This window comes from Methylophilus sp. VKM B-3414, assembly GCF_032248435.1.
In the GTDB taxonomy this organism is placed as follows: Bacteria; Pseudomonadota; Gammaproteobacteria; order Burkholderiales; family Methylophilaceae; genus Methylophilus; species Methylophilus glucosoxydans.
Window position 1 is genome coordinate 127,169 of sequence record NZ_JAVTLI010000007.1, and the last position, 21,066, is coordinate 148,234.

General features: G+C 52.7%; 16 protein-coding genes. 11 read left to right on the forward strand and 5 right to left on the reverse strand.

Features of this window, described 5'->3' with window-relative positions:
• Positions 1 to 10: 10 nt before the first annotated feature.
• Genes ftsY through ftsX form a run of 3 tightly spaced genes read left to right on the forward strand, consistent with a single transcriptional unit; the run spans position 11 to position 2,578 of the window.
• On the forward strand, positions 11 to 997 hold the full coding sequence (gene ftsY / locus Q9292_RS07895; RefSeq protein ID WP_194748341.1) for a signal recognition particle-docking protein FtsY: 987 nt from the start codon (positions 11 to 13) through the stop codon (positions 995 to 997).
• Positions 998 to 999: 2 nt separating this feature from the next.
• Complete coding sequence (ftsE, locus tag Q9292_RS07900; RefSeq protein ID WP_194748342.1) at positions 1,000 to 1,677, forward strand: cell division ATP-binding protein FtsE; 678 nt, start codon at positions 1,000 to 1,002, stop codon at positions 1,675 to 1,677.
• A gap of 10 nt (positions 1,678 to 1,687) precedes the next feature.
• Positions 1,688 to 2,578, forward strand: coding sequence for a permease-like cell division protein FtsX (gene ftsX / locus Q9292_RS07905; RefSeq protein WP_194748343.1), 891 nt, complete (start codon positions 1,688 to 1,690; stop codon positions 2,576 to 2,578).
• An 854-nt stretch (positions 2,579 to 3,432) separates the two neighbouring features.
• On the opposite strand, the gene Q9292_RS07910 is transcribed toward ftsX, so the two are convergent.
• Positions 3,433 to 5,079, reverse strand: a complete 1,647-nt coding sequence (locus Q9292_RS07910) for an electron transfer flavoprotein-ubiquinone oxidoreductase (protein WP_313986592.1) — start codon at positions 5,077 to 5,079, stop codon at positions 3,433 to 3,435.
• Positions 5,080 to 5,092: 13 nt separating this feature from the next.
• Positions 5,093 to 6,031, reverse strand: a complete 939-nt coding sequence (locus Q9292_RS07915) for a LysR family transcriptional regulator (RefSeq protein WP_194748345.1) — start codon at positions 6,029 to 6,031, stop codon at positions 5,093 to 5,095.
• Positions 6,032 to 6,181: 150 nt separating this feature from the next.
• On the opposite strand from Q9292_RS07915, the gene Q9292_RS07920 reads away from it, so the two are divergent.
• From Q9292_RS07920 to Q9292_RS07935, 4 genes are read left to right on the forward strand one after another with little or no spacing between them, the layout of a single operon-like run.
• Entirely contained in the window at positions 6,182 to 6,934 is a 753-nt protein-coding gene (locus Q9292_RS07920) for an electron transfer flavoprotein subunit beta/FixA family protein (protein ID WP_313986595.1), read from the forward strand.
• Positions 6,931 to 7,860, forward strand: coding sequence for an FAD-binding protein (locus Q9292_RS07925; protein ID WP_275356052.1), 930 nt, complete (start codon positions 6,931 to 6,933; stop codon positions 7,858 to 7,860). The genes Q9292_RS07920 and Q9292_RS07925 overlap by 4 nt, the downstream gene beginning before the upstream one ends.
• 48 nt (positions 7,861 to 7,908) lie before the next feature.
• A complete protein-coding gene (locus Q9292_RS07930; RefSeq protein WP_313986601.1) occupies positions 7,909 to 8,688 on the forward strand; it encodes a ferredoxin--NADP reductase in 780 nt (259 codons plus the stop codon).
• A 46-nt stretch (positions 8,689 to 8,734) separates the two neighbouring features.
• On the forward strand, positions 8,735 to 9,196 hold the full coding sequence (locus tag Q9292_RS07935) for a GNAT family N-acetyltransferase (RefSeq protein WP_313986604.1): 462 nt from the start codon (positions 8,735 to 8,737) through the stop codon (positions 9,194 to 9,196).
• 12 nt (positions 9,197 to 9,208) lie between these two features.
• Here Q9292_RS07935 and Q9292_RS07940 read toward each other — a convergent pair whose 3' ends face one another.
• Positions 9,209 to 10,627 carry a DHA2 family efflux MFS transporter permease subunit gene (locus tag Q9292_RS07940; protein ID WP_313986607.1) on the reverse strand — a complete coding sequence of 473 codons (1,419 nt, stop codon included), beginning with the start codon at positions 10,625 to 10,627 and terminating at the stop codon, positions 9,209 to 9,211.
• Positions 10,628 to 10,880: 253 nt separating this feature from the next.
• On the opposite strand from Q9292_RS07940, the gene Q9292_RS07945 reads away from it, so the two are divergent.
• Positions 10,881 to 11,531 carry a tetratricopeptide repeat protein gene (locus Q9292_RS07945; protein WP_409934485.1) on the forward strand — a complete coding sequence of 217 codons (651 nt, stop codon included), beginning with the start codon at positions 10,881 to 10,883 and terminating at the stop codon, positions 11,529 to 11,531.
• Between the two features lie 35 nt (positions 11,532 to 11,566).
• Positions 11,567 to 12,121, forward strand: coding sequence for an outer membrane protein (locus Q9292_RS07950; RefSeq protein WP_313986610.1), 555 nt, complete (start codon positions 11,567 to 11,569; stop codon positions 12,119 to 12,121).
• Positions 12,122 to 12,168: 47 nt separating this feature from the next.
• On the opposite strand, the gene Q9292_RS07955 is transcribed toward Q9292_RS07950, so the two are convergent.
• Positions 12,169 to 13,101, reverse strand: coding sequence for a response regulator transcription factor (locus tag Q9292_RS07955; RefSeq protein WP_275356059.1), 933 nt, complete (start codon positions 13,099 to 13,101; stop codon positions 12,169 to 12,171).
• Positions 13,098 to 16,565, reverse strand: coding sequence for an ATP-binding protein (locus Q9292_RS07960; protein WP_194748353.1), 3,468 nt, complete (start codon positions 16,563 to 16,565; stop codon positions 13,098 to 13,100). The genes Q9292_RS07955 and Q9292_RS07960 overlap by 4 nt, the downstream gene beginning before the upstream one ends.
• A 230-nt stretch (positions 16,566 to 16,795) precedes the next feature.
• Between Q9292_RS07960 and Q9292_RS07965 the strand changes: the two genes are divergently transcribed.
• Both Q9292_RS07965 and Q9292_RS07970 read left to right on the forward strand, forming a co-directional pair.
• Positions 16,796 to 18,382 (forward strand): site-specific DNA-methyltransferase, encoded by a 1,587-nt coding sequence (locus tag Q9292_RS07965; RefSeq protein ID WP_313986614.1) that lies wholly within the window; start codon positions 16,796 to 16,798, stop codon positions 18,380 to 18,382.
• 24 nt (positions 18,383 to 18,406) lie between these two features.
• A complete protein-coding gene (locus Q9292_RS07970) occupies positions 18,407 to 21,064 on the forward strand; it encodes a DEAD/DEAH box helicase (RefSeq protein WP_313986617.1) in 2,658 nt (885 codons plus the stop codon).
• Positions 21,065 to 21,066: the final 2 nt, after the last annotated feature.

Genomic DNA, 21,066 nt, shown 5'->3' on the forward strand with positions numbered 1-21,066 from the left:
TTAGATTGCCATGTTTAATCCTTTCGCCAAAAAATCCGAGCCAGCGACGCCTGCCCAACCTGAACCGACCAGCCTCAGCTGGGCGCAGCGTCTCAAAAACGGGCTGGCCAAAACCCGTCAGCAGCTGGGCGGGCAGTTAAGCGCCTTGTTTGGCGGTGGCAAGATTGATGAAGACATTTACGAAGAACTCGAAACCATCCTGCTAACTTCGGATGTCGGCGTAAGTGCCACCCAGCACCTGCTCGAACAACTGCGCAGCCGTGTCAAAAAGCATGATCTGCAAGACACCATTGCACTGAAACAGGCGTTGAAAGACACGCTGCTTGACCTGCTGACGCCCTTGCAAGTGCCGCTAGAGGTCAAGGATCACCAGCCATTTGTGATGATGATGGTCGGCGTGAATGGCGCTGGCAAAACCACCACTATTGGCAAACTGGCCAAGTATTTGCAGGCCCAGGGCAAAAGCGTGCTGATTGCCGCAGGGGATACGTTTAGGGCCGCTGCCCGTGAACAGTTGCAGGTGTGGGGCGAGCGCAACGATGTGCACGTCATTGCCTCAGAGAGTGGCGACCCGGCGGCAGTGATTTACGATGCGGTGAACTCGGCCATGGCCAGAAAAATCGACGTGGTCATCGCCGATACCGCAGGCCGCTTGCCCACGCAACTGCACCTGATGGATGAGATTAAAAAAGTGCAGCGTGTCATCGACAAAGCCTTGCCCGGTGCGCCACACGAAATTTTGCTGGTGCTGGATGCCAACACCGGCCAAAACGCGGTCAACCAGTTAAAAGCCTTTAACGAGGCGCTTGGTGTCACCGGACTGGCCTTAACCAAGCTGGATGGCACCGCCAAAGGCGGCGTCATTGCCGCGATTGCGCACCTGAGCCAGCAATCGGCAAGTAAGATTCCGGTGCGTTTTATTGGCGTGGGGGAAAGTATTGATGACCTGCGCCCGTTTGACGCCCATGACTTTATCGACGCCTTGATTGATGACTAGCCATGATTGTGTTTAAAAACGTCAGCATGCGCTACCCCAATAGCGCACACCTGTTCCGCCAGGTCAGCTTCAATATAGACAAAGGCGATTTCGTGCTCGTCACCGGCCACTCTGGCGCAGGCAAAAGCACCCTGCTTAAATTGATGGCGGGCATTGAAGCGCCTTCTAGCGGCCAAATTCTGATTAATCAGCAGGATATCGGCAAACTGCATCCCAATGCCGTGCCCTATTTGCGTCGCCGTTTTGGCCTGGTGTTTCAGGACCACAAACTGCTCTACGACCGCAACAGCTTTGACAACGTGGCCTTGCCGCTCAGCATCCAGGGCATCACCGGCGAAGAGGCTGCTCGCCGCGTACGCGCAGCGCTGGATAAAGTCGGCCTGCTCAATAAAGAAAAAGCCATGCCGATCACCTTGTCCGGCGGCGAGCAACAACGGCTCGCCATTGCGCGCGCTGTGGTCAGCCGCCCCTCGATTGTCATTGCCGATGAACCGACCGGCGGCCTTGATCAGACGGCCTCGCTTGAAATCATGCAGTTACTCAAAGCCTTTAATGAAGTGGGCGTGACCGTGGTGATTGCCATGCACGATGTCGCCCAAGTCAGCAGCATCGCTTACCGTACACTGCACATTGACCACCAAACCATTAGCACCCTGCCTGCACAGACGGCCATGTTATGAGAATGAGTGCATGAAAAACTGGCTTAACCAACACACGCTGGCCTTAGACCTGGTCTTGCAGCGTTTAAAAAATCACTGGCTCAATACCCTGATTATCTGCATGGTGATCGGTATTACCGTCACCCTGCCCGGCCTGCTGTTTGTCGCGCTGGATAACTTGCAGGACATGTCTGGCGCCATCAAGCAGGATGCGCAAATCAGCGTCTTTTTCAAACCGGCGACCTCCAGCAACCTGATTCAACGCCTAATCAACGATACACAAGGCCTGCCACAGGTCAAAGAAGTGCGTTATGTCTCCAAAGAAGATGCTATCGAGCAACTGTCCCAGCAGTTTTCGCAAAAAAACTTGCTAGTCGATTTGCCGCAAAACCCGCTACCAGATGCCGTGTTCATTACCTTGACGGATACCCAACCTGCCACCGTCAAACCGGTACAAACCCTGCTGCAAACCCGGCCAGAAGTCGATGAAATCGTCATTGATAGCGTGTGGATAGAACGCCTGCACTCCATGCTGCTACTGGGCAAACGCATTGCCATTATTTTTGCCAGTCTGCTCGGCATTGCCATGATTACCGTCATCAGCAACACCGTGCGCATGCAGGTTCTCACGCATGAAGCCGAGATTGAAGTCAGCCGCCTGATCGGCGCCACGCATAGCTTTATCCGGCGCCCGTTTTTGTATATGGGCGGCGCCTATGGCCTGGGCGGCGGCCTGATTGCCGTCGCACTCTTATTTGCCATTGTCTGGAACCTGCGGCAGCCGGTGCAATTGCTGGCTAACAACTATCAAAGCCATTTTCAGTTGGCTTTTCATCTGGTTCATGTGGGTGGGCTGATCTTGCTGTGTACTACTGCGATTGGGTGGATTGCCGCATTTATTGCGCTGACGCAGAAGAAATAGCAATATCACTCACTCGGTTAATAGCTCCAGAGCCTGACACAGCCCTTCCGTGAATAATTAAATTTTTTCTTGGGCTAAGTTGCGTTTGGTTAGTTACGATTTAGTGTCGCTCTTGAGTACAGCCAAGATAGATGTTTCATTCATTTCGCCTCTCGGCGAGTTACTTTTCTTTGCTTGCACAAAGATAAAGTAACCAAAAGAAAGTGCACCCCAGCTTCCGCTTGTTTCCTGCGTTGCTCACCAAAATAAGCGCTCGCAGAACTCATCCTAGCGGCCTGCACACATCGCAGGCCACCGCGGGATTCGAACAGCCGCTCGCTTCATCTTATTTTGTCTGCGCTACTCGGCGCGGCAGATGGGGACCCAAACACCAGATGAGCGCAACGATCAGTGGATTGAATAAAAAAATTGGTGTTTTCCAACCGTTCAAACTTGAACAGTGTGACTTTGACGAGATAAATCCCATTCCATCACGCTGAGTAGCGCAGGTGAAGTGGGAGTTTTCTGCCATCAACTGTTTGAGTTCCGCAGTGGCTTGCGGTTTGTGCAAGCCGCCAGGGCGAGTTTGATGGCAGCCCACTTTACCGAGCAACGCAAGGGAGCCGTCAGGCCGTGATGGCTGGGTGCCCTCCTCTTTGGCTACGGCCGCCACTTTGTGGCTTAACCTAAAGGTTAGCCTACGCCGCAACACTCCGTTAGTTGTGGTTACTTTCTGTGGGGCAAGCAACAGAAAGTAACTCGCCTACAGGCGAAAAGAAACGTTACTAGATGAGTTACCTACCCTACCCGCCCCCACCACACTTCATCTCGTATAAGCCATCCAAGGATCCATTCAGGTAAGGTAGCTTCGCCAATTACTGCGAAACATAATTCGGCCCACTGCCCCCTTCCGGCGGTACCCAATTAATATTCTGCGTTGGGTCTTTAATGTCACAGGTTTTGCAATGGATGCAATTCTGCGCGTTGATCTGCAAGGCCTTTTCTCCGGCCTGCTCCACAAACTCATACACACCTGCCGGGCAATAGCGCTGTTCTGGGCCGGCATATTTTGGCAGATTCACACGCACGGCCCTATCCGCCACGCCCAGTTTCAAATGGCACGGTTGTTGATGGTCATGCGAAATATTGCATAAGCTGACCGAGCTCAGTTTATCAAAGGTCAACACGCCATCCGGTTTGGCATACACGGGCGGACGGCTATTGGCAGCCTCGGCCAAAGTCGCATGGTCTGCGCTGCCATGCTTGAGCGTCCACGGCAAGGTCACGCCCCAACTGGACAGCCACATTTCGACGCCGCCCAATGCGGTGCCGCCCCAGGTGCCAAAGCGGGACAAATAAGGCTTGACGTTGCGCACCGCAGACAATTCTTGCCAGACCCAGGACGCACGCAGTTTTTGCGGATAAGCACTCAACACTTCGGGACTGCCTTGTGCGATGGCATCAAACACGGCTTCCGCCGCCAGCATGCCGGACTTCATGGCGTAATGCGTGCCCTTGATTTTGGGCACATTGACCAGCCCTGCACTGCAGCCCAGCAAGGCCCCGCCGGGGAAAGCCATTTCCGGCAAGGACTGTATCCCGCCCTCTGAAATGGCACGCGCCCCATAGCTCAAGCGTTTACCGTCTTGCAGCAAGGCCTTGAGCTTGGGATGGGTTTTATAGGTCTGAAACACGTCAAAGGGGGACAAATACGGATTGCGGTAATCCAGATGCACCACATAGCCCACGGACACCAGGTTTTCGCCATGGTGATAAATAAAGCCACCGCCACCGGTGCTGGCATCCAGTGGCCAGCCCAAGGTATGCTCGATCAGGCCTTTTTGATGCAACTCGGGTTTGACACGCCAAACCTCTTTAAAGCCGATGCCGTATTTGGCAGGGCTGGACGTTGCCCGCAAGCCATAACGGGCTTCAAGCTGCTTGGTCAGTGAGCCACGTGTCCCCTCGGCCACCAGCGTGTATTTGGCGCGGATTTCGATGCCTGGGGTGTAGTTGGCGGTCGGGTTACCTTGCTTGTCCAGGCCCATATCGCCGGTAATCACGCCAGTCATGCAGCCTTGATCGTCATAACTGGGGGCTTGTGCAGAGAACCCGGTATAGATTTCTACGCCCAGTGCTTCTGCCTGCGTCGCCAACCAGCGGCAGACTTCTCCCAGACTGATAATGTAATTGCCATGGTTGCGCATCAAGGGCGGCAGTGACCACTCCGGCATGGCCCAGGCATTTTCTTCACCCAGCACCACAAAGGTATCTTTATCGACGGCGGTATTGAGCGGCGCGCCCAAGGCCTGCCAGTCAGGGAACAACTCCTGCAGGGCTTTCGGGTCCAGCACGGCACCAGAGAAAATATGGCTACCGACTTCGGCGCCTTTTTCCAGGACACACACGCCCAGCTCCTGGCCTTGCGCCTGCGCCAGTTGTTTGAGACGGATGGCTGCGGACAAGCCCGCCGGGCCCGCCCCCACAACCAGCACATCGTACTCCATGACATCTCTTTCCATCTTTGCTCCTTCGTCAGGCAATGGCCGGGATATCGATCAGGTCGCTACGCGTCGCCCCTTGGGTAAACGCCTGGCAGAACGCCAGAAACTGTCGAATGCCACCGGTCTGGTATTTTTGCCTGTGCCATAAAAAATAAAAATTGCGGTGAAATTGCAAGCCGTGGTTCTCAATCGGCACCAGGCTGCCGCGCCTGAATGCATCCTTGAGGGCCAGCCGCGAAATACAGCCAATGCCAAGGCCCGATTCTACCGCGCGCTTTATCGCCTCGGTATGTTCCAGCTCCAGCGTAATATTGAGTTTTGAATAATCCTGTTTAAAGGCGCGGTCAAAGGTCTCGCGCGTGCCTGAGCCCTTCTCGCGCACGATCCAGGGCTGTAGCAGTAAATCCGCTTTGTGGATGGGTTTGCCGCTTTGCGCCCACAGTGCCAACGGATGCGTGGGCGCGGCAAAAATGACCAGCTCATCGGCAATCCAGGGCGCCACCGCAATATCGGGATGATTGCACTCGCCTTCTATCATACCCAAATCCAGTGTGTGATTGGCAATCTGCTCGACGATGGTACGTGTGTTCTGCACCTGCAACTGGATGTGGCTTTGCGGATACTGCTGCAAAAACTTGGCCACCAGCAAGGTGACCAGATAATTGCCCACGGTCAGCGTCGCGCCAATCTTGAGATGGCCGTAGCCCTGCTGCCCCTGCAGCATGCGCTCGATTTCACGCGCGCGGTCCAGCAATTCGACCGCCTTGGGTAACAGCTGCTGCCCGGCTTCATTGATGCGCAAAGACTTGCCGACCCGGTCAAACAACTGGATATCAAACTGTTTTTCCAGCTCGATCAGGGCGGTGCTGGCGGCTGATTGCGACAAGGCCAACTGGTCGCAGGCACGGGAGACACTGCCAGTGCGGCTAATCGCGACAAAGATTTCCAGTTGCCTGAGGGTGTATTTCATGGAGGGGGCTGCGTGGCCGAGAGTTGCGCCGCGTCAAAATCAATCTACAGAATAGATATATAATATTATAATAATCAATTTAATAAATATTACAAGCTGGCTTAAAATGCCCGGTTACGAGTAAATACCCCCAACAAAGGCAAACGTTTTATGAAAGCATTGGTAGCGATCAAACGGGTCGTTGATTATAACATTCAAGTCCGCGTCAAAGCGGACGGTTCGGATGTGGATATCGAGGGCGTCAAAATGGGAGTCAATCCCTTTGATGAAAACGCCATCGAAGAAGCCATCCGCCTCAAAGAAAAAGGCATTGTCACAGAAATCGTCGCCGTCACCATTGGTGCCGCGACGCATCAGGATATCTTGCGCCATGCCCTGGCCATGGGCGTGGACCGTGTGACGCTGGTTGAAACAGCAAACAGCCTGGCCCCGCTGGCCGTCGCCAAGGTGCTCAAAGCCGTGGTCGAGCGTGAACAGCCTGCCTTGATCCTGCTGGGCAAGCAAGCCATTGATGATGATGCCGGCCAGACCGGCCAAATGCTGGCGGCCCTGCTCAACCTGCCACAAGCTACGTATGCCTCGCAGATCACCATTGCCGATCATCAGGCGACCGTGGTGCGCGAGATTGATGGCGGCACGCAAACCTTGTCCGTGAGCCTGCCAGCTGTGATTACTGCTGACCTGCGCCTGAACGAGCCACGCTACGTCAAACTGCCCAACCTCATGATGGCCAGAAAAAAACCCATTGAGACCCTCCCGCTTGATTCGCTCAATCTGTCACTCACCCATAGTGTGCAACAACTGAAGGTCGCCGCCCCACCAGAGCGCCCAGCCGGCGTGATGGTGAAAGACGTGAATGAATTATTGAGCAAACTGCGTACGCACGAGGGACTGCTGCCATGAGAACATTGATTATTGCCGAACACGACGGTCAACATTTAAACGAACAAGTGGCACGCGCCGTGACTGCGGCCCAACACTGGCAGCAACCAGTGGATGTATTGATTGCTGCTGCACAAGCTGACGGCCTGGCAGCACAAGCCGCCGCTTTGCAAGGCGTCAGCACCGTGCTGGTTGCGACCGATGCCGCACTGCAACACCCGACCGCTGAACACCTGGCTGCGCTGGTTGTGCCGTTGGCGGCCAATTACAGCGTGGTGCTGGCTGCGCACAGCGCTTTCAGCAAAAACGTCATGCCACGTATCGCCGCCCTGCTCGATGTCAACATGCTGTCTGACGTGCTCGAGATCGTGAATAGCAACACCTATGTGCGTGGCATTTACGCCGGTAACGTGCTGGCAACGGTACAAAGCAGTGATGCCAAACAAGTACTCACCGTGCGTGGCAGCAAGTTCTCTGCCGCTGCGACTGGCGCCAATGCTGCCATTCAATCGGTGACTGTGCCAGCTGCACCAGAAGGCAGCCGCTGGTTGGCAGAAGCCTTTAACAAATCCGAGCGCCCCCCATTGGCCGCCGCTAAAGTAGTGGTCTCTGGTGGCCGTGCGCTGGGCAGTGCGGATGCATTTAAAGACGTGCTGGCCCCGCTAGCAGATAAACTGCATGCCGCCATTGGTGCCAGCCGTGCCGCGGTCGATTCCGGCTACGCCCCCAACGACCTGCAAGTCGGCCAAACCGGTGTAGTGGTCGCCCCAGAGCTGTACATCGCCGTTGGTATTTCCGGCGCCATCCAGCATGCCTATGGCATGAAAGACAGTAAAGTCGTGGTCGCCATCAATCAGGATCCAGAAGCGCAAATCTTCAAGATTGCCGACTACGGCCTGGTGGCAGATTTGTTTGAAGCCGTGCCGCAATTGACGGCTGCGTTATAATTAAGTGTTTACCAATTAACCTTTTGAATTCAGAAACCTGTTCATCTCATGAGTAAAAAATATTCCACCGAAACGGTGTTGAGCGTGCATCACTGGAACGACACCCTGTTCAGCTTCAAAACCACGCGAGACCCTGGCCTGCGCTTTGAAAACGGCCAGTTTGTGATGATCGGCCTCGAAGTCGATGGCCTGCCATTGACCCGTGCTTACAGTATCGCCAGCCCCAACTACGAAGAGCATCTGGAGTTTTTCAGTATCAAGGTGCCGAACGGCCCGCTGACCTCACGCCTGCAACACCTGAAAGTGGGCGACCCTTTGCTGGTGAGCCGCAAACCGACCGGCACACTGATTACCTCAGACCTCAAGCCTGGTAAAAATCTGTATTTCTTCTCTACCGGCACCGGCCTGGCGCCGTTCATGAGCCTGATCCAGGACATCGAAGTGTATGATCGCTTTGAAAAAGTCATCCTGATTCACGGCGTGCGTTACGTGAACGAACTGGCCTACGAAGACTTCATCACCAAAGAACTGCCGAATAACGAGTTTTTTGGCGAAGAAGTGCGTAACAAGCTGATCTACTACCCCACTGTCACACGCGAGCCATTTAAAAACATGGGCCGCCTGACAGACCTGGTGGAAAATGGCAAACTGTTTACCGATATTGGCTTGCCGCCATTGAATCCGGAAACGGACCGCGCCATGATCTGCGGTAGCCCGGCCATGCTGGTCGACACGGCCGCCATGCTGGACAAGCGTGGTTTCAAAGTCTCGCCGCGCATCGGCGAACTGGGTGACTACGTGATTGAAAAAGCCTTTGTTGAAAAATAAGGGTTAAGACACATTGCATGTTCGGCTGTCATGAAAGCACACGCGCATGACAGCCCATGCCACCCTTCAGTTTGAACCTGCCACCCTGGCTGACCTGCCCGCCTTATGCGCGCTGCTCGCGCAACTGTTTGCCCAGGAACACGAATTCTCCCCTGACCACGCTGCCCAGCAGCAAGGCTTGAGCCACATTCTGCAACACCCTAACATCGGCCATATTTTAGTAGCACGGCAACAAGGGCAAGTGATTGCGATGGTAAGCCTGCTGTTTACGATTTCGACCGCATTAGGCGGCCGCGTGGCATTGCTCGAAGATATGGTGGTCGATCAGACCTGTCGCGGCCTGGGCATTGGCTCGCAATTGCTGACTTTTGCGATTGCGCACGCGCGCCAGCAGGCGATCCAGCGCTTGACCCTGCTCACCGACCAGGATAATCAGGCTGGCCAGCACTTTTACAGAAAACATGGTTTTCAACCGTCAGGCATGCAAGTCTGGCGCCTGATCCTGTAAAGGTTTATGTCGTTAGCGCTTGCGGTCCTGCATGCCCAGTGCCACCATGATCGCCAACACAATCACGGCAGATAGCAGCAAGAAGCCTTGGGCATAGGCCTCGAAAATACCCGGCGGCAGCTGTCCATAAATACGCTCACGCCACTCCATAAATACCGCCATCATGGCCACCCCTACCACGCCGCCTAACTGGCGGGCATAACTGACCACCACCGAAGACTGGCCCAAATGCTGCGGCTCCATTTCATGCAAGGTGGCCAGATTTAATGCCGGCAAAATCAGGCCAAGACCAATGCGGCCCACAATGGTCGCTGCAACAATTTCCCAGTAGCGCACCTGATCGGCGGCCACGGCAAATACAATAAAAGATGCGCCGAAAATGACCAGGCCAGCCAGCGTAATCCGCCGTGGAGACAGTTGATCAGCCATCCGGCCAGCGATCGGGATGGTCAACACCAGGGCCATGCCTGAAGGCAACAGCAACACCCCAGCCTCTGTGGCCGAAAAGGCCATGGCATTTTGTAAAAATACCGGGATCAGATAAGTGGAGGCATACAGGCCAAAGCCATAGGCAAAGGCCACTAAGGTGCCGCGGCTAAAGGTGGGCCGCTGGAACAGATGCAGCTGTATGATGGCATGCGGTAATTGCCGGGCATGCCGCATATAACAAAGCAGCGACCCTACCGTGAGCAAGGCCTGCCCCAAGGTCCATGGCGCAAACAGCCCACTGTGATGCAAGCTGGAGACAAACTCAATCAAGCCGATGGTCGCCGCCGACAACCAGCCCAGGCCCGCCCAGTCAAACGCATTGACCGGCTGCTGCCTGGGCGCAGGTAACCATCGCCAGGCACACAGCAGGGCAATCAGCGCAAACGGCACGCCAAGCAGAAAAATCGCCTGCCAGCCAAACTGATCCAGCAACCAGCCACTGATAGAGGGCGCGATAGCAGGCGTAAACGCAATGCCGACGATGAGGATCCCCGACGCGCGTCCCTGAATGTCTGGTGGGAACAGACGCATGAGCGCCATCACCCCCAGCGGCTGCAACACGCCTGCAGCCAGCCCTTGCAGCAGCCGCGCAATCACCATATGCACAAAGCTGTGCGCATAAAAACCTGCCACGCTGGCCGCCACCAACAGCCACAGCGTCCACATAAACACGCGCCGCAAGCCAAAGCGCTGCAACCACCAGGCGGCAGGCAACATGCCTATGGTCATCGCCGCCAAAAATGCCGTCATGGCCCACTGCACATGATCCTGCCCCAAATGAAACGTGCGCGTCAACGCTGGCACCGCCACGTTAAAGCTGGACGTACATAACACCCCCGCCATCGTGCCGACGCCAATGATCAATAACACCATCCATTTGTAGCGCTCCCCATACCGCTGGGACAAGGCTTCAAAAGAATGTGGCAACAGGTGCAGGGACATGGGGTGGATGGCTTGAGTGGGCTAACAAGAAAGAGGACCTTAGCATGCATTTTTTGCAGTGTCACGCTGTCCGACCCTGCAAAAAAAGCAGAGTTCGCGCACCCTAGCTTACAGCCAGCTTTCAAGCGCGCGAGGACAAAACAGCAACTGTTTGATTTTTATACCTATTCAATCAGCGGCGCAGACTGGCATCGTTTTTGCAAAAATGGGATGACTCAACTGCATTTAATTCAATAATTTACGAGGAGTGATTGTGAAACGCTGGATGATCTATACCTGCCTGGCATTGCTGACCAGTGCTGCTTTTGCCGATGAAATGTTAGACAACGAACTGGCCACGCTGCAGCATGCCTGGGCCAAAGCGACCTATCAAACAAGCAAAGACCAGCAAGAACCCGCCTTCAAAGCCCTGACCGAGCAAGCCCATCAACTCACGACCCAGCATCCTGACGCCAATGAAGCCATGATCTGGGAGGCGATCGTGTTAAGCGGTTACGCGAAGAGCATGGGGCCACTGCATCCGGTGAATGCCTTGAAAGCGGCTGAACAAGCCCGCGACCTGTTGCTGGCCAGCATCAAAACCAACCCGCAAGCGCTGCATGGCTCCGCATATACCACACTGGGCTCGCTCTACTTCCGCGTCCCTGGCTGGCCGATTGGCTTTGGTGACAAGAAAAAAGGCCGCGAGTATCTGGAGAAAGCACTGCAACTGAACCCGACCGGCATAGACAGCAACTATTTCTATGCAGACTTTTTACGTGCCCAAGGCGACTACAGCCAGGCCGTGACCTACTACCAGAAAGCCCTGCAAGCCCCTGCCCGCCCCGGCCGCGAAGATGCCGATGCTGGCCGCAAGCAGGAGATTGAAGAAGGCCTGCGCCTGGCACAAAGCAAACTGAAATAACCGTATTTGAAATAACGTCACTTGGAGAAGCACTGATGCGTCAATCTGTTTTCAATCTGTTGGTCAGCAGCCTATTGCTGACAGCCCCGCTGCTTGGGCATGCCGAAGGCTTTTATGGCGGCTTTAATGTCGGTGTAGCCAACAACAACCTCAGCACGCCAAATGGCGTGGACAAGGAGAACCAGGCGATCGCTGGTGTCGTCGGCGGCTATCGATTCAATCAATATATTGCTGTCGAAGGCCAATATACCGGGATAGGTAAGGTGACGGATAACCTCAGCGGCAGCGCCAAGGCCGATGCACTCAGCTTGACGGCTGTGGGCAGCATACCCCTCAATGATTCCTTTGATTTTTATGGCAAACTCGGTGTCGCCGCCACCAAAAGCAAAGTCTCCTCTGGCTTGAGCGCCTATAACGATGCAACACACACCGGGACCACCTATGGCCTGGGTATGGAATATCACTACGACAAAACCTTGTCCATGCGCGTAGGCTGGGATCACTACCGAGCAGAAGTGGATGTCACTGGTGGGGGCAGTAAAGGCTTTGATACCAACGTCGGTACGGTGGGTCTTATCTACAACTTCTGATATTGAGCCGGCATGCGGCTGGCAACGATGACTCGCCTGCCAGCCCGCTAAAACTTGATTTTTGAGGCGACCAGCGAAGCAGCTGCAGTTCTGGTTTCAACCCCCAGCTTCTGGAACACATGCTCAAGATGTTTGTTGATCGTGCGCGGGCTGGTGCCTAAAATTTCGCCCACATCCTTGTTGGTTTTGCCTTTTACCGTCCAGTACAACACCTCGGATTCACGCTTGGTGAGTTGAAACAGCTTGCCCAAGGACTCGATCTGCGCCTCGTCAGAATACTCGCGCAACACTACCACCCATTGCTCTTCGCTGGTATTAGCCACAGTCAGGCTCAGGCGGGCGTTGCCCTGATTCACATTCAGCGTCTGCATGGACTGGCCTTCGGATAACTGTTGCACACAGTTTTCCAGCCATTGGTAAATCATGGGCGGCAAGGTTTGCACGGCATGATAAGCCTCTTTGGCGGCCCACTCTGCAAAGTATTGCTCCAGATATTGCTTGGCCAGCGGGGTTTGCCATATCAGGCGCTTGTCGCCGGGCAAGATGGCAATGGTCGCCTGACCAAACGCATCCAGCGCCGAGGTGGCCTGATGCATTCTGGTGGCATTTTGCACATGCGCCTTGAGGCGGGCCAACACTTCTGCCGGCCTGACCGGCTTGGTGACATAATCCACGCCACCAGCATCAAACGCCATGGTCACGTGCTCCACTTCGGTCAAGCCGGTCATAAAGATGACCGGGATATGCTGGGTTTCTGCCGCAGCTTTAATCCGCCGGCAGGTGGCAAAGCCGTCCATCCCGGGCATCATGGCATCCATGAAAATCACTTGCGGCTGCATCAGGTGCGCGATTTGCAAGGCCATCTCGCCAGAGTTGGCCACCAGCACCTGATAACCGGACTCATCCAGCGCGTCGTGCAGATAGGCCAGGTTTTCTGGCACATCATCCACAATTAACACGGTATGGCTGGGACTGGTCATTTGGCATACTCCTCAATCAAGCGCAGCAGTTTAGCAAAATCAAAGCGTTCCATGGCCTGTTGCAGTGCGTAAATAAATGTTTGATGTTGCGGATGCTCGCGGCTCAGTGTGGCCAGCACCTCGCGCACGCCTTTGACATAGCCCATGCGGGCAAACTGCACCAGGTTATCCAGTAATACCTGCGGAATCGCTTCCGCAGGCGTGGCCGCAGCCTCAGCACTCGCTTGCGGCGCCAGCACAGGGGCGGCTAACGCCGGTGCAGTGCCCTGGCTAGCTTCATAGCGCCAGGTCAGGTTTAACTGATGGCCTATCCAGTCCAGCACCTCTTCGAGGTTCACCGGCTTCACAAAAAAGTCGCGCGCCGGAATCTTGGCCTGATTATCCAGGTTACGGTCATAGGCATTGGCCGACACAATCGCAATCGGCAACTGTGCGTGATGCACCTGGCGGATGATGTAGGCAGCCTCCCAACCATCCATCACCGGCATCGCCAAGTCCATTAAAATCGCATCCGCCTTAAGCATCTGGTATTGATTGACGCAGGCCTGGCCATTGGCGGCCTCATGCACAATAAAGCCCAGCGGCTGCAAGGTGTTGCGCAACAACTCGCGGTCCACCTCTTCATTATCCACCACCAGGATGGTTTTCACCGGCCCTTCATAACCCAGGCGCTGGCGCACCGTTTTCTTGGGGAGATGCGCAGTTTCACGGATCTGCGGCAAGAACAGGCGAATTTCAAAGCGCGTGCCGTGGCCGAGCACGCTCTCAAACTGCATTTCGCCACCCATTAACTGCGTCAACAACTTGCTAATGGTCAGGCCCAGGCCGGTGCCGCCTATGCCAACCACATCGGCCGCGCTACCGCGCTCAAACGGCTCAAAGATTTTTTCCACCTCATTAGGGGCGATACCCGGCCCGGTGTCGGCAATATCAATTTGCGCAATCTCGCGCGCATAACTCACCTTGAATGTCACACTGCCCTTGCTGGTAAACTTGACCGCGTTACCGACAATATTGACCAGAATCTGCATCAGGCGCTTATGGTCTGCCCGCACGTACTCGGGCAGGTTGCCTTGCTTTTCAAAAATAAATGCCAGGCCTTTGTTTTGCGCCTGAATCTCAAACATGCTGACAATCTGGTCGATAAACTCGGGGAAATGCAGCGGTTTGACATCAAAGGTCATTTTGCCGCTTTCAATGCGCGCAATGTCCAGCGTACTTTCGATCAATGACAGCAAATGCTCGCCGCCGCGGCTGATGGTTTTAATCGCCTGCTTGCGGTGCTCGGGGATGCTGGCATCGTTAGTGAGCAACTGTGCATAGCCCAGAATACTGTTGAGCGGTGTGCGCAACTCATGGCTAATACCGGTAATGTAGCGGCTCTTGGCCTGGTTGGCCTCTTCCGCCAGTCGGCGCGCCTTTTGTAGCTGGGCATCGGTTTTTTTGTGCGACTCGATCTCTTCAAGCAACAAGCCGGTTTGCCGGTTGGACTCTTCCTGTGCCACCCGGCGGCTAGCCGAGGTCAGCACCAGCCACCAGGCGACAATGCCGCCCAAAAACAGCAAGGCGACAAAAATCTTCAAATAGCCCAACCTGAAGTGACGCATCAACTCGGGATATTCGCGGCCAATGGTCAAGGCATCATGCAGGTAAATCAGGCCAATGGTGGCACCAAACAGCACCACGGCAATCACCATCAACAACAGAAAATGCGCCACGCCGCCATTCAGGTGTGGCCACAAGCGCTGCGGCAAAAAGCGTTTGTTTAACGCCTCCCACTGCGCACTGAGCCGCGCTTGCGGCTTGCACGCGTCATGGCAGCGTGCATCGAGGCAGCAGCATAACGAGCAAATGGCCCCGCCATACGCCGGACAATGCGCCATGTCATTCATTTCATATTCACGCTCGCAAATCACGCAGCGCTGGGTCTTGGTCGGCTGCAAATACTTGGGCCGCGGTCTGGCCAGGTAATACTTGCCCTGGGTCCACCAGGCAATCAGCGGTGACATCACCAATGCAGTGATCAACGAAATAAACGTAGAGAATGACTGCGCCACCACGCCCATCGCCCCGGTGTACGCCGCAATCGACACCGCCGAGGCAATAAACATGGCGCCCACACCCACCGGGTTAATGTCATACAAATAAGCGCGTCTGAACTCGATGCCCTTGGGGCTGAGCCCTAACGGTTTATTGATCACCAGATCCGCCACCACCGCCGCAATCCAGGCAATCGCCACATTGGCATACAGGCCTAAAATCTCTTCCAGCGCCTGGAACACATTGAGCTCCATCAGCACAATGGCAATCATCACGTTAAACGCCACCCACACAATGCGGCCAGGGTGGCTATGCGTCAGCCGGGCAAAAAAGTTAGACCACGCCAGCGATCCGGCATAGGCATTGGTCATATTCACCTTGAGCTGCGACACACAGACAAATAGCGCAGTCACCGCCAGCGCCACATGGTGGTTGCTAAACACATGCTCAAAGCCTATCCAGTACATATGCGTCGGATTCACCGCCGAACTTAAAGGCATATCGCGGTTAAACACCAGATAAGCCAGCAAGGCCCCCGCCAGCATTTTGAGCATGCCCAGCACCACCCAGCCCGGCCCAGCCATCAGCACGCCCAAATTCCAGCGCCAGTAGTTTTCTTTATTGCGCATCGGCATAAAGCGCAAAAAGTCCACCTGCTCGCCAATCTGCGGGATCAACGCCACGCCCACCGCCGTCGCCGCACCAAACATCACCCAGTTAAAATGCCCGCCCTCAGGCGAGATCCCGGCAAAATGGCTGAGCCGGTCAATCACACCCGGATCCATCTTGAAAATCGCAAAAAAGGGCAGCAGCATCAGCGCAATCCACAGCGGCTGCGTGATCATCTGAATGCGGCTGATCAGCGTCACCCCATGCGTCACCAGCGGAATCACAATCAACGCACTGACCAGATAACCCAGATAAAGCGGCAAATGAAAATACAATTCGAGCGCATAGCCCATAATCGCCGCTTCCAGCGAAAACAGGATAAAGGTGAACGAGGCATAAATAAACGACGAGATGGTCGAGCCAATATAGCCAAAGCCCGCCCCGCGCGTCAGCAGGTCCATATCCAGGCCATACTTGGCCGCGTAATAACTGATCGGCAACCCGGTTAAAAAGATAATCAGGCCCACCGCCATAATCGCCCACAAGGCGTTCTGAAAGCCATAGTTGATGGTAATGGTGCCGCCAATCGCCTCCAGCACCAAAAACGAAATCGCCCCCAGCGCCGTATTAGAGACCCGCAGAATAGACCACTTACGAAACGCCCGCGGCGTATAGCGCAAGGCATAATCCTCAATGGTTTCATTCGCCACCCAACTGTTATAGTCTCGACGAATTTTCACGATCCGCTGAATCGGCTCAGCGCGTGTAGGGGTCTCTGGTTCGGTGGTAAATCCGGTTACGGACGGGTTAGACAATCAACAATCCTTAGTATCAATAGCCAAGCGGGGAACAAGGCCAGCTTTCCCCGAGCATATACTAGGAGAGTTGGCTCATGCAATCACTACGTTAATTGACGTACAGCGCGGACGCAAATGGCTGAGATCAGACCAAAGAAGATTGATCTGTCATTAGAACAGATATAAATCTCATTGAGCTATCAGGTTTCCCACCAAACTTGGAGACTTAATGAGATTTAGCGGCATGAGTGTTAAACTTTGGCTTTAAAAAATTACAATTCAGAAAAACATCAGGTTCATCCATGCCATTCTTAGATTGGGTCAATAAAAATCAAGCTGTCTCTAGTGCTGCGAACGTGCCTTATCACCTGCTGCAACTTGAAAAAACCTTTGGGGATGCACGAGCCGCACAACAGAATCTGATCATTCAAGGCGATAACCTGCAAGCGCTCAAGGCGCTTTTACCGTTTTATACCGGCAAGGTGAAATGTATTTTTATTGATCCACCTTACAACACTGGCAGTGCTTTTGAGCATTACGATGACAAGCTGGAACATTCGCAATGGTTGTCGATGATGTATCCGCGATTGGTTTTGTTGAGGGAGTTGCTATCGAACGAAGGCAGTATTTGGGTAACAATTGATGATCGAGAATCACATTATCTTAAAGTTTTGTTAGACGAAGTTTTTGGAAGAAATAACTTTGTCAGAAATATTGTCTGGCAAAAGAAATACACTTCAGCAAGTGATGCTAGTGGCATTCCTGACTCTCACGATCATGTTCTTGTTTATCGGAAGTCTGATAAGTTTTTGCGAAATCTGTTACCCAGAACTGAGAAACAAAACTCTCTCTATAAGTACGATGATTATGACGGTAGGGGTCCATGGCGTACTGATAATTTAAGTGTTAAGACATACTCTGAAAATTATGACTATGAAATAATCAATCCAACTACGGGTAAAAGCTATTGGCCGCCAGCAGGTAGATGTTGGATGACTAGTAAAGAAAAAATGCAGTCTTTAATTTCAGAGCGTAGAGTATTTTGGGGGAAAGATGGAAAAGGTGCTCCGCAATTAAAACGCTACCTTAAAGAGGTTCAACAAGGAGTAGTGCCAATTTCTTGGTGGCCTCATGATGAGGCCGGACATAATGACGAATCACGTAAAGAACAAAAAATTTTTTTTGGCGAGAATGCTTTCTCTACGCCAAAACCAGAGAGATTGCTCGAACGAATAATTTATTTAGCATCTTCCGATGACGACTTAATCCTTGATTCATTTTTAGGGAGCGGGACAACAGCTGCTGTAGCCCATAAAATGGGACGAAGGTACATTGGCGTTGAAATGGGAGACCATGCGCAAACCCATTGCATCCCCAGACTACAAAAGGTAATTGAAGGCGAACAAGGCGGGATTAGCTCAAGCGTCAATTGGCAGGGTGGCGGTGGTTTTAGTTTTTACACACTAGGCGAGGCTGTCTTTGATGAACGTGGGCATATTTCACCCAATGTCCGTTTTAAAGCACTTGCCGCTTATATCTGGCTTCTTGAGACCAAAACAGCAATTGCTGCACAAGCGTCTGAACAATCTACGCCATTTATTGGTGAACATGAAGGGGTAGCCTACTATCTGCTCTATAACGGAATTTTAGGTGACCGTCGCCCGAACGGTGGAAATGTGTTGACCAATCCGGTATTGGCTTACCTGGAGTCAGTACATCCGCATGCGGGTAAAAAAGTGATTTTTGGTGAGGCAAGCCGCATCAGCGATGGCAAACTGGCTTTACTCAATATCAGCTTTAAACAAATCCCATACGAATTACACGAGCGTATCTAATAAGTAGGGTAATCAATAAACATCATGGCATTTATCTTAAAACAATATCAAAAAGATGCATTGAGTGCTCTACAAAGCTTCTTAGTCGATTGCCAAAGTCAGGGCCCTAAAGTGGCATTTGAGGCTGCAACGTCACTACCTTATAAAAGCAAACTGGCGGGCGTGCCCAGTGTGTGCTTGCGCGTGCCAACTGGCGGAGGTAAAACGGTGCTGGCGGCCCATAGCATTGGCGTCTGTGCAGATAATTATCTCAACACCAATGCGCCAGTAGTGTTGTGGCTGGTGCCTAGCGACATGATTAGGCAGCAAACGCTCAAAGCGCTGAGTGATGTTGCCCATCCTTATCGCCAAGCCTTGGCGACAAAGTATCAAGACCGTATTAAAGTTTGCGATTTGGAGAGTTTGCAAACGATTAACCGCCATGATGTAGGCAAAAGCTGCATTGTGATTGTGACGACCATACAAGCGTTTAGGATCAGCAAAACCGAAAAGCGGAATGTGTATGCGTTTTTTGAGGAACTAAGTCCACACTTTGCCAACTTGCCACCACAGCTTGAAGCGCAACTGGAAAAAGTGACGGCTGAAACCCTTGTCGAACAGCCTTATTTGACGCAAGCCGATATTGGTCGCGTGAAACATTCATTGGCTAATTGGCTGGCCATGCTTAACCCGATGATTATTCTGGATGAAGCGCACAACGCCAAGAGCAAGCTTTCGTTTGAAACCTTTGCCCGCCTTAACCCTAAATGTATTGTGGAGCTGACCGCCACACCTCAAGACAGCAATGTGATTTATCACGTCTCTGCTGCCGAGTTAAAAACGGCTGAAATGATCAAGTTACCTGTGGTGCTGACTGAGCATCCGGATGGGTGGCAGGCCTGCTTACGCGATGCTTTATTGCAACGTAAGAAGTTAGAGCTGGAAGCGCAAAAAGAGGCGGACTATATTCGACCAATTTTGCTGGTGCAAGCGCAGGATAAAAACGGCGAAGCCAATATTGAAGCTGTAAAAGCGCATTTACTCAGCCAAGAGCATGTGCCACAAGTTGAAATAGCTGTGGCTACTGGCTCAGTGAAAGACTTGGAGGGTGTGGATTTATTTGCACGTGATTGCCCTGTGCGTGTGGTGATAACGGTTGAAGCACTCAAAGAAGGCTGGGATTGTTCTTTTGCGTATGTGTTGGCGAGTTTGCAGAATATGAACTCTGCCAAAGATGTTGAACAATTGCTTGGGCGCGTGTTGCGGATGCCTTATGCACGGGCTAGACAATCTGAACCTTTAAACAAAGCTTATGCGCACGTGATTGCTGAAAATGTAGCGCAAGCAGCTGCAACTTTAAAAGACCGCATGGTGGAAAACATGGGCTTCAATAAGTGGGAAGCTGACTTGGTTGTTCAACCAGGCTTAGATTTAGATGCGCCACTTCAACCTGGCTATCAAACGCCCATCACACCAGCAGTCAGTGTCAGCTTGTCTCATGTTCCGGATACGACTTTTTTTTCAGAGGAAGTGAAGCAGGCTATTAAAGTCCTGCCAAACTCTCAGGGCGCTACCGTATTCATCGCAAAAGGCACTGATATTGAGACCTTTAAGCAAATTGAAAACTCAATTGTAAAAAGTGCGCCCCTCAAAGCGCAGCAAGCCGCACAAGAGGCGTTTAATGAAGCAAGAGCGTCAAGACAAGCCAGCCATGCTGCTGAAAACTGGAATGCAAAATTCGCCTTGATTCCGCAACTTTGCCTTGATATTGATGGCGACTGGCAAGTCTTAGATCAAGAAATCATAGAAGACGCGTATGAATGGGACTTGCTGGATTTTCAGGTACAGCTAGCCAATTTCAACATCATAGAAACTGCAAACTCTTTTGAAATAGATATGAAAGGCGAAAAGGTAAGCTACAAGCATATTGATGCGGCACAACTAGCCTTTGACGCCATGAGCACATCAATCACTGAAAACGAACTGGTGGAATGGCTGGACAGAAAAACTAGACGAAGTGGTCTAACCCAAGCACGACTCAGAGCCTACTTACTTAAGCTCATTGCACACCTGCTGCACGACAGGAAATTTAGCCTGACTGCTTTGGTACGCGCACAGTTTCAACTGGTTCGCGCAATCAATGACGAGATTGACAGGCTATATGTATTGGCAAGAAAAAAAGCCTTTCAAGGTGACCTCTTCAGCAAAATGGCTGTCGCCCCTGTTGCAGACCCATTCAATCAGTTTGAATTTAAATCTGGCATTTACCCAGTTAGGAAACCCTACCGTGGCAGCTATGAGTTTCAAAAGCACTTTTACGCCCAGATTGACGACTTAAAAGAAAAAACAAACAGCGGCAAGCTTTCAGAAGAGTTTTTGTGTGCGCAAGCCATTGATTTAAATGCTAACGTTAAATACTGGATTAGAAATATTCCCCAGCAACGTCAACACTCGTTTTGGCTGCCTACTTCAGATGATTATTTTTACCCGGACTTTGTAGTGGAACTCACTAATGGCGCGATTGCGTTAATTGAATACAAAGGTGAGCCATATGAAACCAATGATGACTCCCGCGAAAAAAATGCCGTTGGTGAGCAATGGGCCAAAGGCAGTGGTAACAAGAGATTATATTTAATGGCTGTCTCGCAGGATGATTGTGGCAGAAGTGTTACTGATCAGATTAATGAGCTTTTCAAAATTTAATC

Coding starts and splice junctions, on each gene's coding strand:
- Q9292_RS07970 (WP_313986617.1), top strand. CDS start 18,407: ATGGCATTTATCTTAAAACAATATCAAAAAGATGCATTGAGTGCTCTA.
- Q9292_RS07925 (WP_275356052.1), top strand. CDS start 6,931: ATGAGAACATTGATTATTGCCGAACACGACGGTCAACATTTAAACGAA.
- Q9292_RS07920 (WP_313986595.1), top strand. CDS start 6,182: ATGAAAGCATTGGTAGCGATCAAACGGGTCGTTGATTATAACATTCAA.
- Q9292_RS07910 (WP_313986592.1), bottom strand. CDS start 5,079: ATGGAAAGAGATGTCATGGAGTACGATGTGCTGGTTGTGGGGGCGGGC.
- ftsE (WP_194748342.1), top strand. CDS start 1,000: ATGATTGTGTTTAAAAACGTCAGCATGCGCTACCCCAATAGCGCACAC.
- Q9292_RS07930 (WP_313986601.1), top strand. CDS start 7,909: ATGAGTAAAAAATATTCCACCGAAACGGTGTTGAGCGTGCATCACTGG.
- ftsX (WP_194748343.1), top strand. CDS start 1,688: ATGAAAAACTGGCTTAACCAACACACGCTGGCCTTAGACCTGGTCTTG.
- Q9292_RS07915 (WP_194748345.1), bottom strand. CDS start 6,031: ATGAAATACACCCTCAGGCAACTGGAAATCTTTGTCGCGATTAGCCGC.
- Q9292_RS07940 (WP_313986607.1), bottom strand. CDS start 10,627: ATGTCCCTGCACCTGTTGCCACATTCTTTTGAAGCCTTGTCCCAGCGG.
- Q9292_RS07935 (WP_313986604.1), top strand. CDS start 8,735: ATGACAGCCCATGCCACCCTTCAGTTTGAACCTGCCACCCTGGCTGAC.
- Q9292_RS07955 (WP_275356059.1), bottom strand. CDS start 13,101: ATGACCAGTCCCAGCCATACCGTGTTAATTGTGGATGATGTGCCAGAA.
- ftsY (WP_194748341.1), top strand. CDS start 11: ATGTTTAATCCTTTCGCCAAAAAATCCGAGCCAGCGACGCCTGCCCAA.
- Q9292_RS07950 (WP_313986610.1), top strand. CDS start 11,567: ATGCGTCAATCTGTTTTCAATCTGTTGGTCAGCAGCCTATTGCTGACA.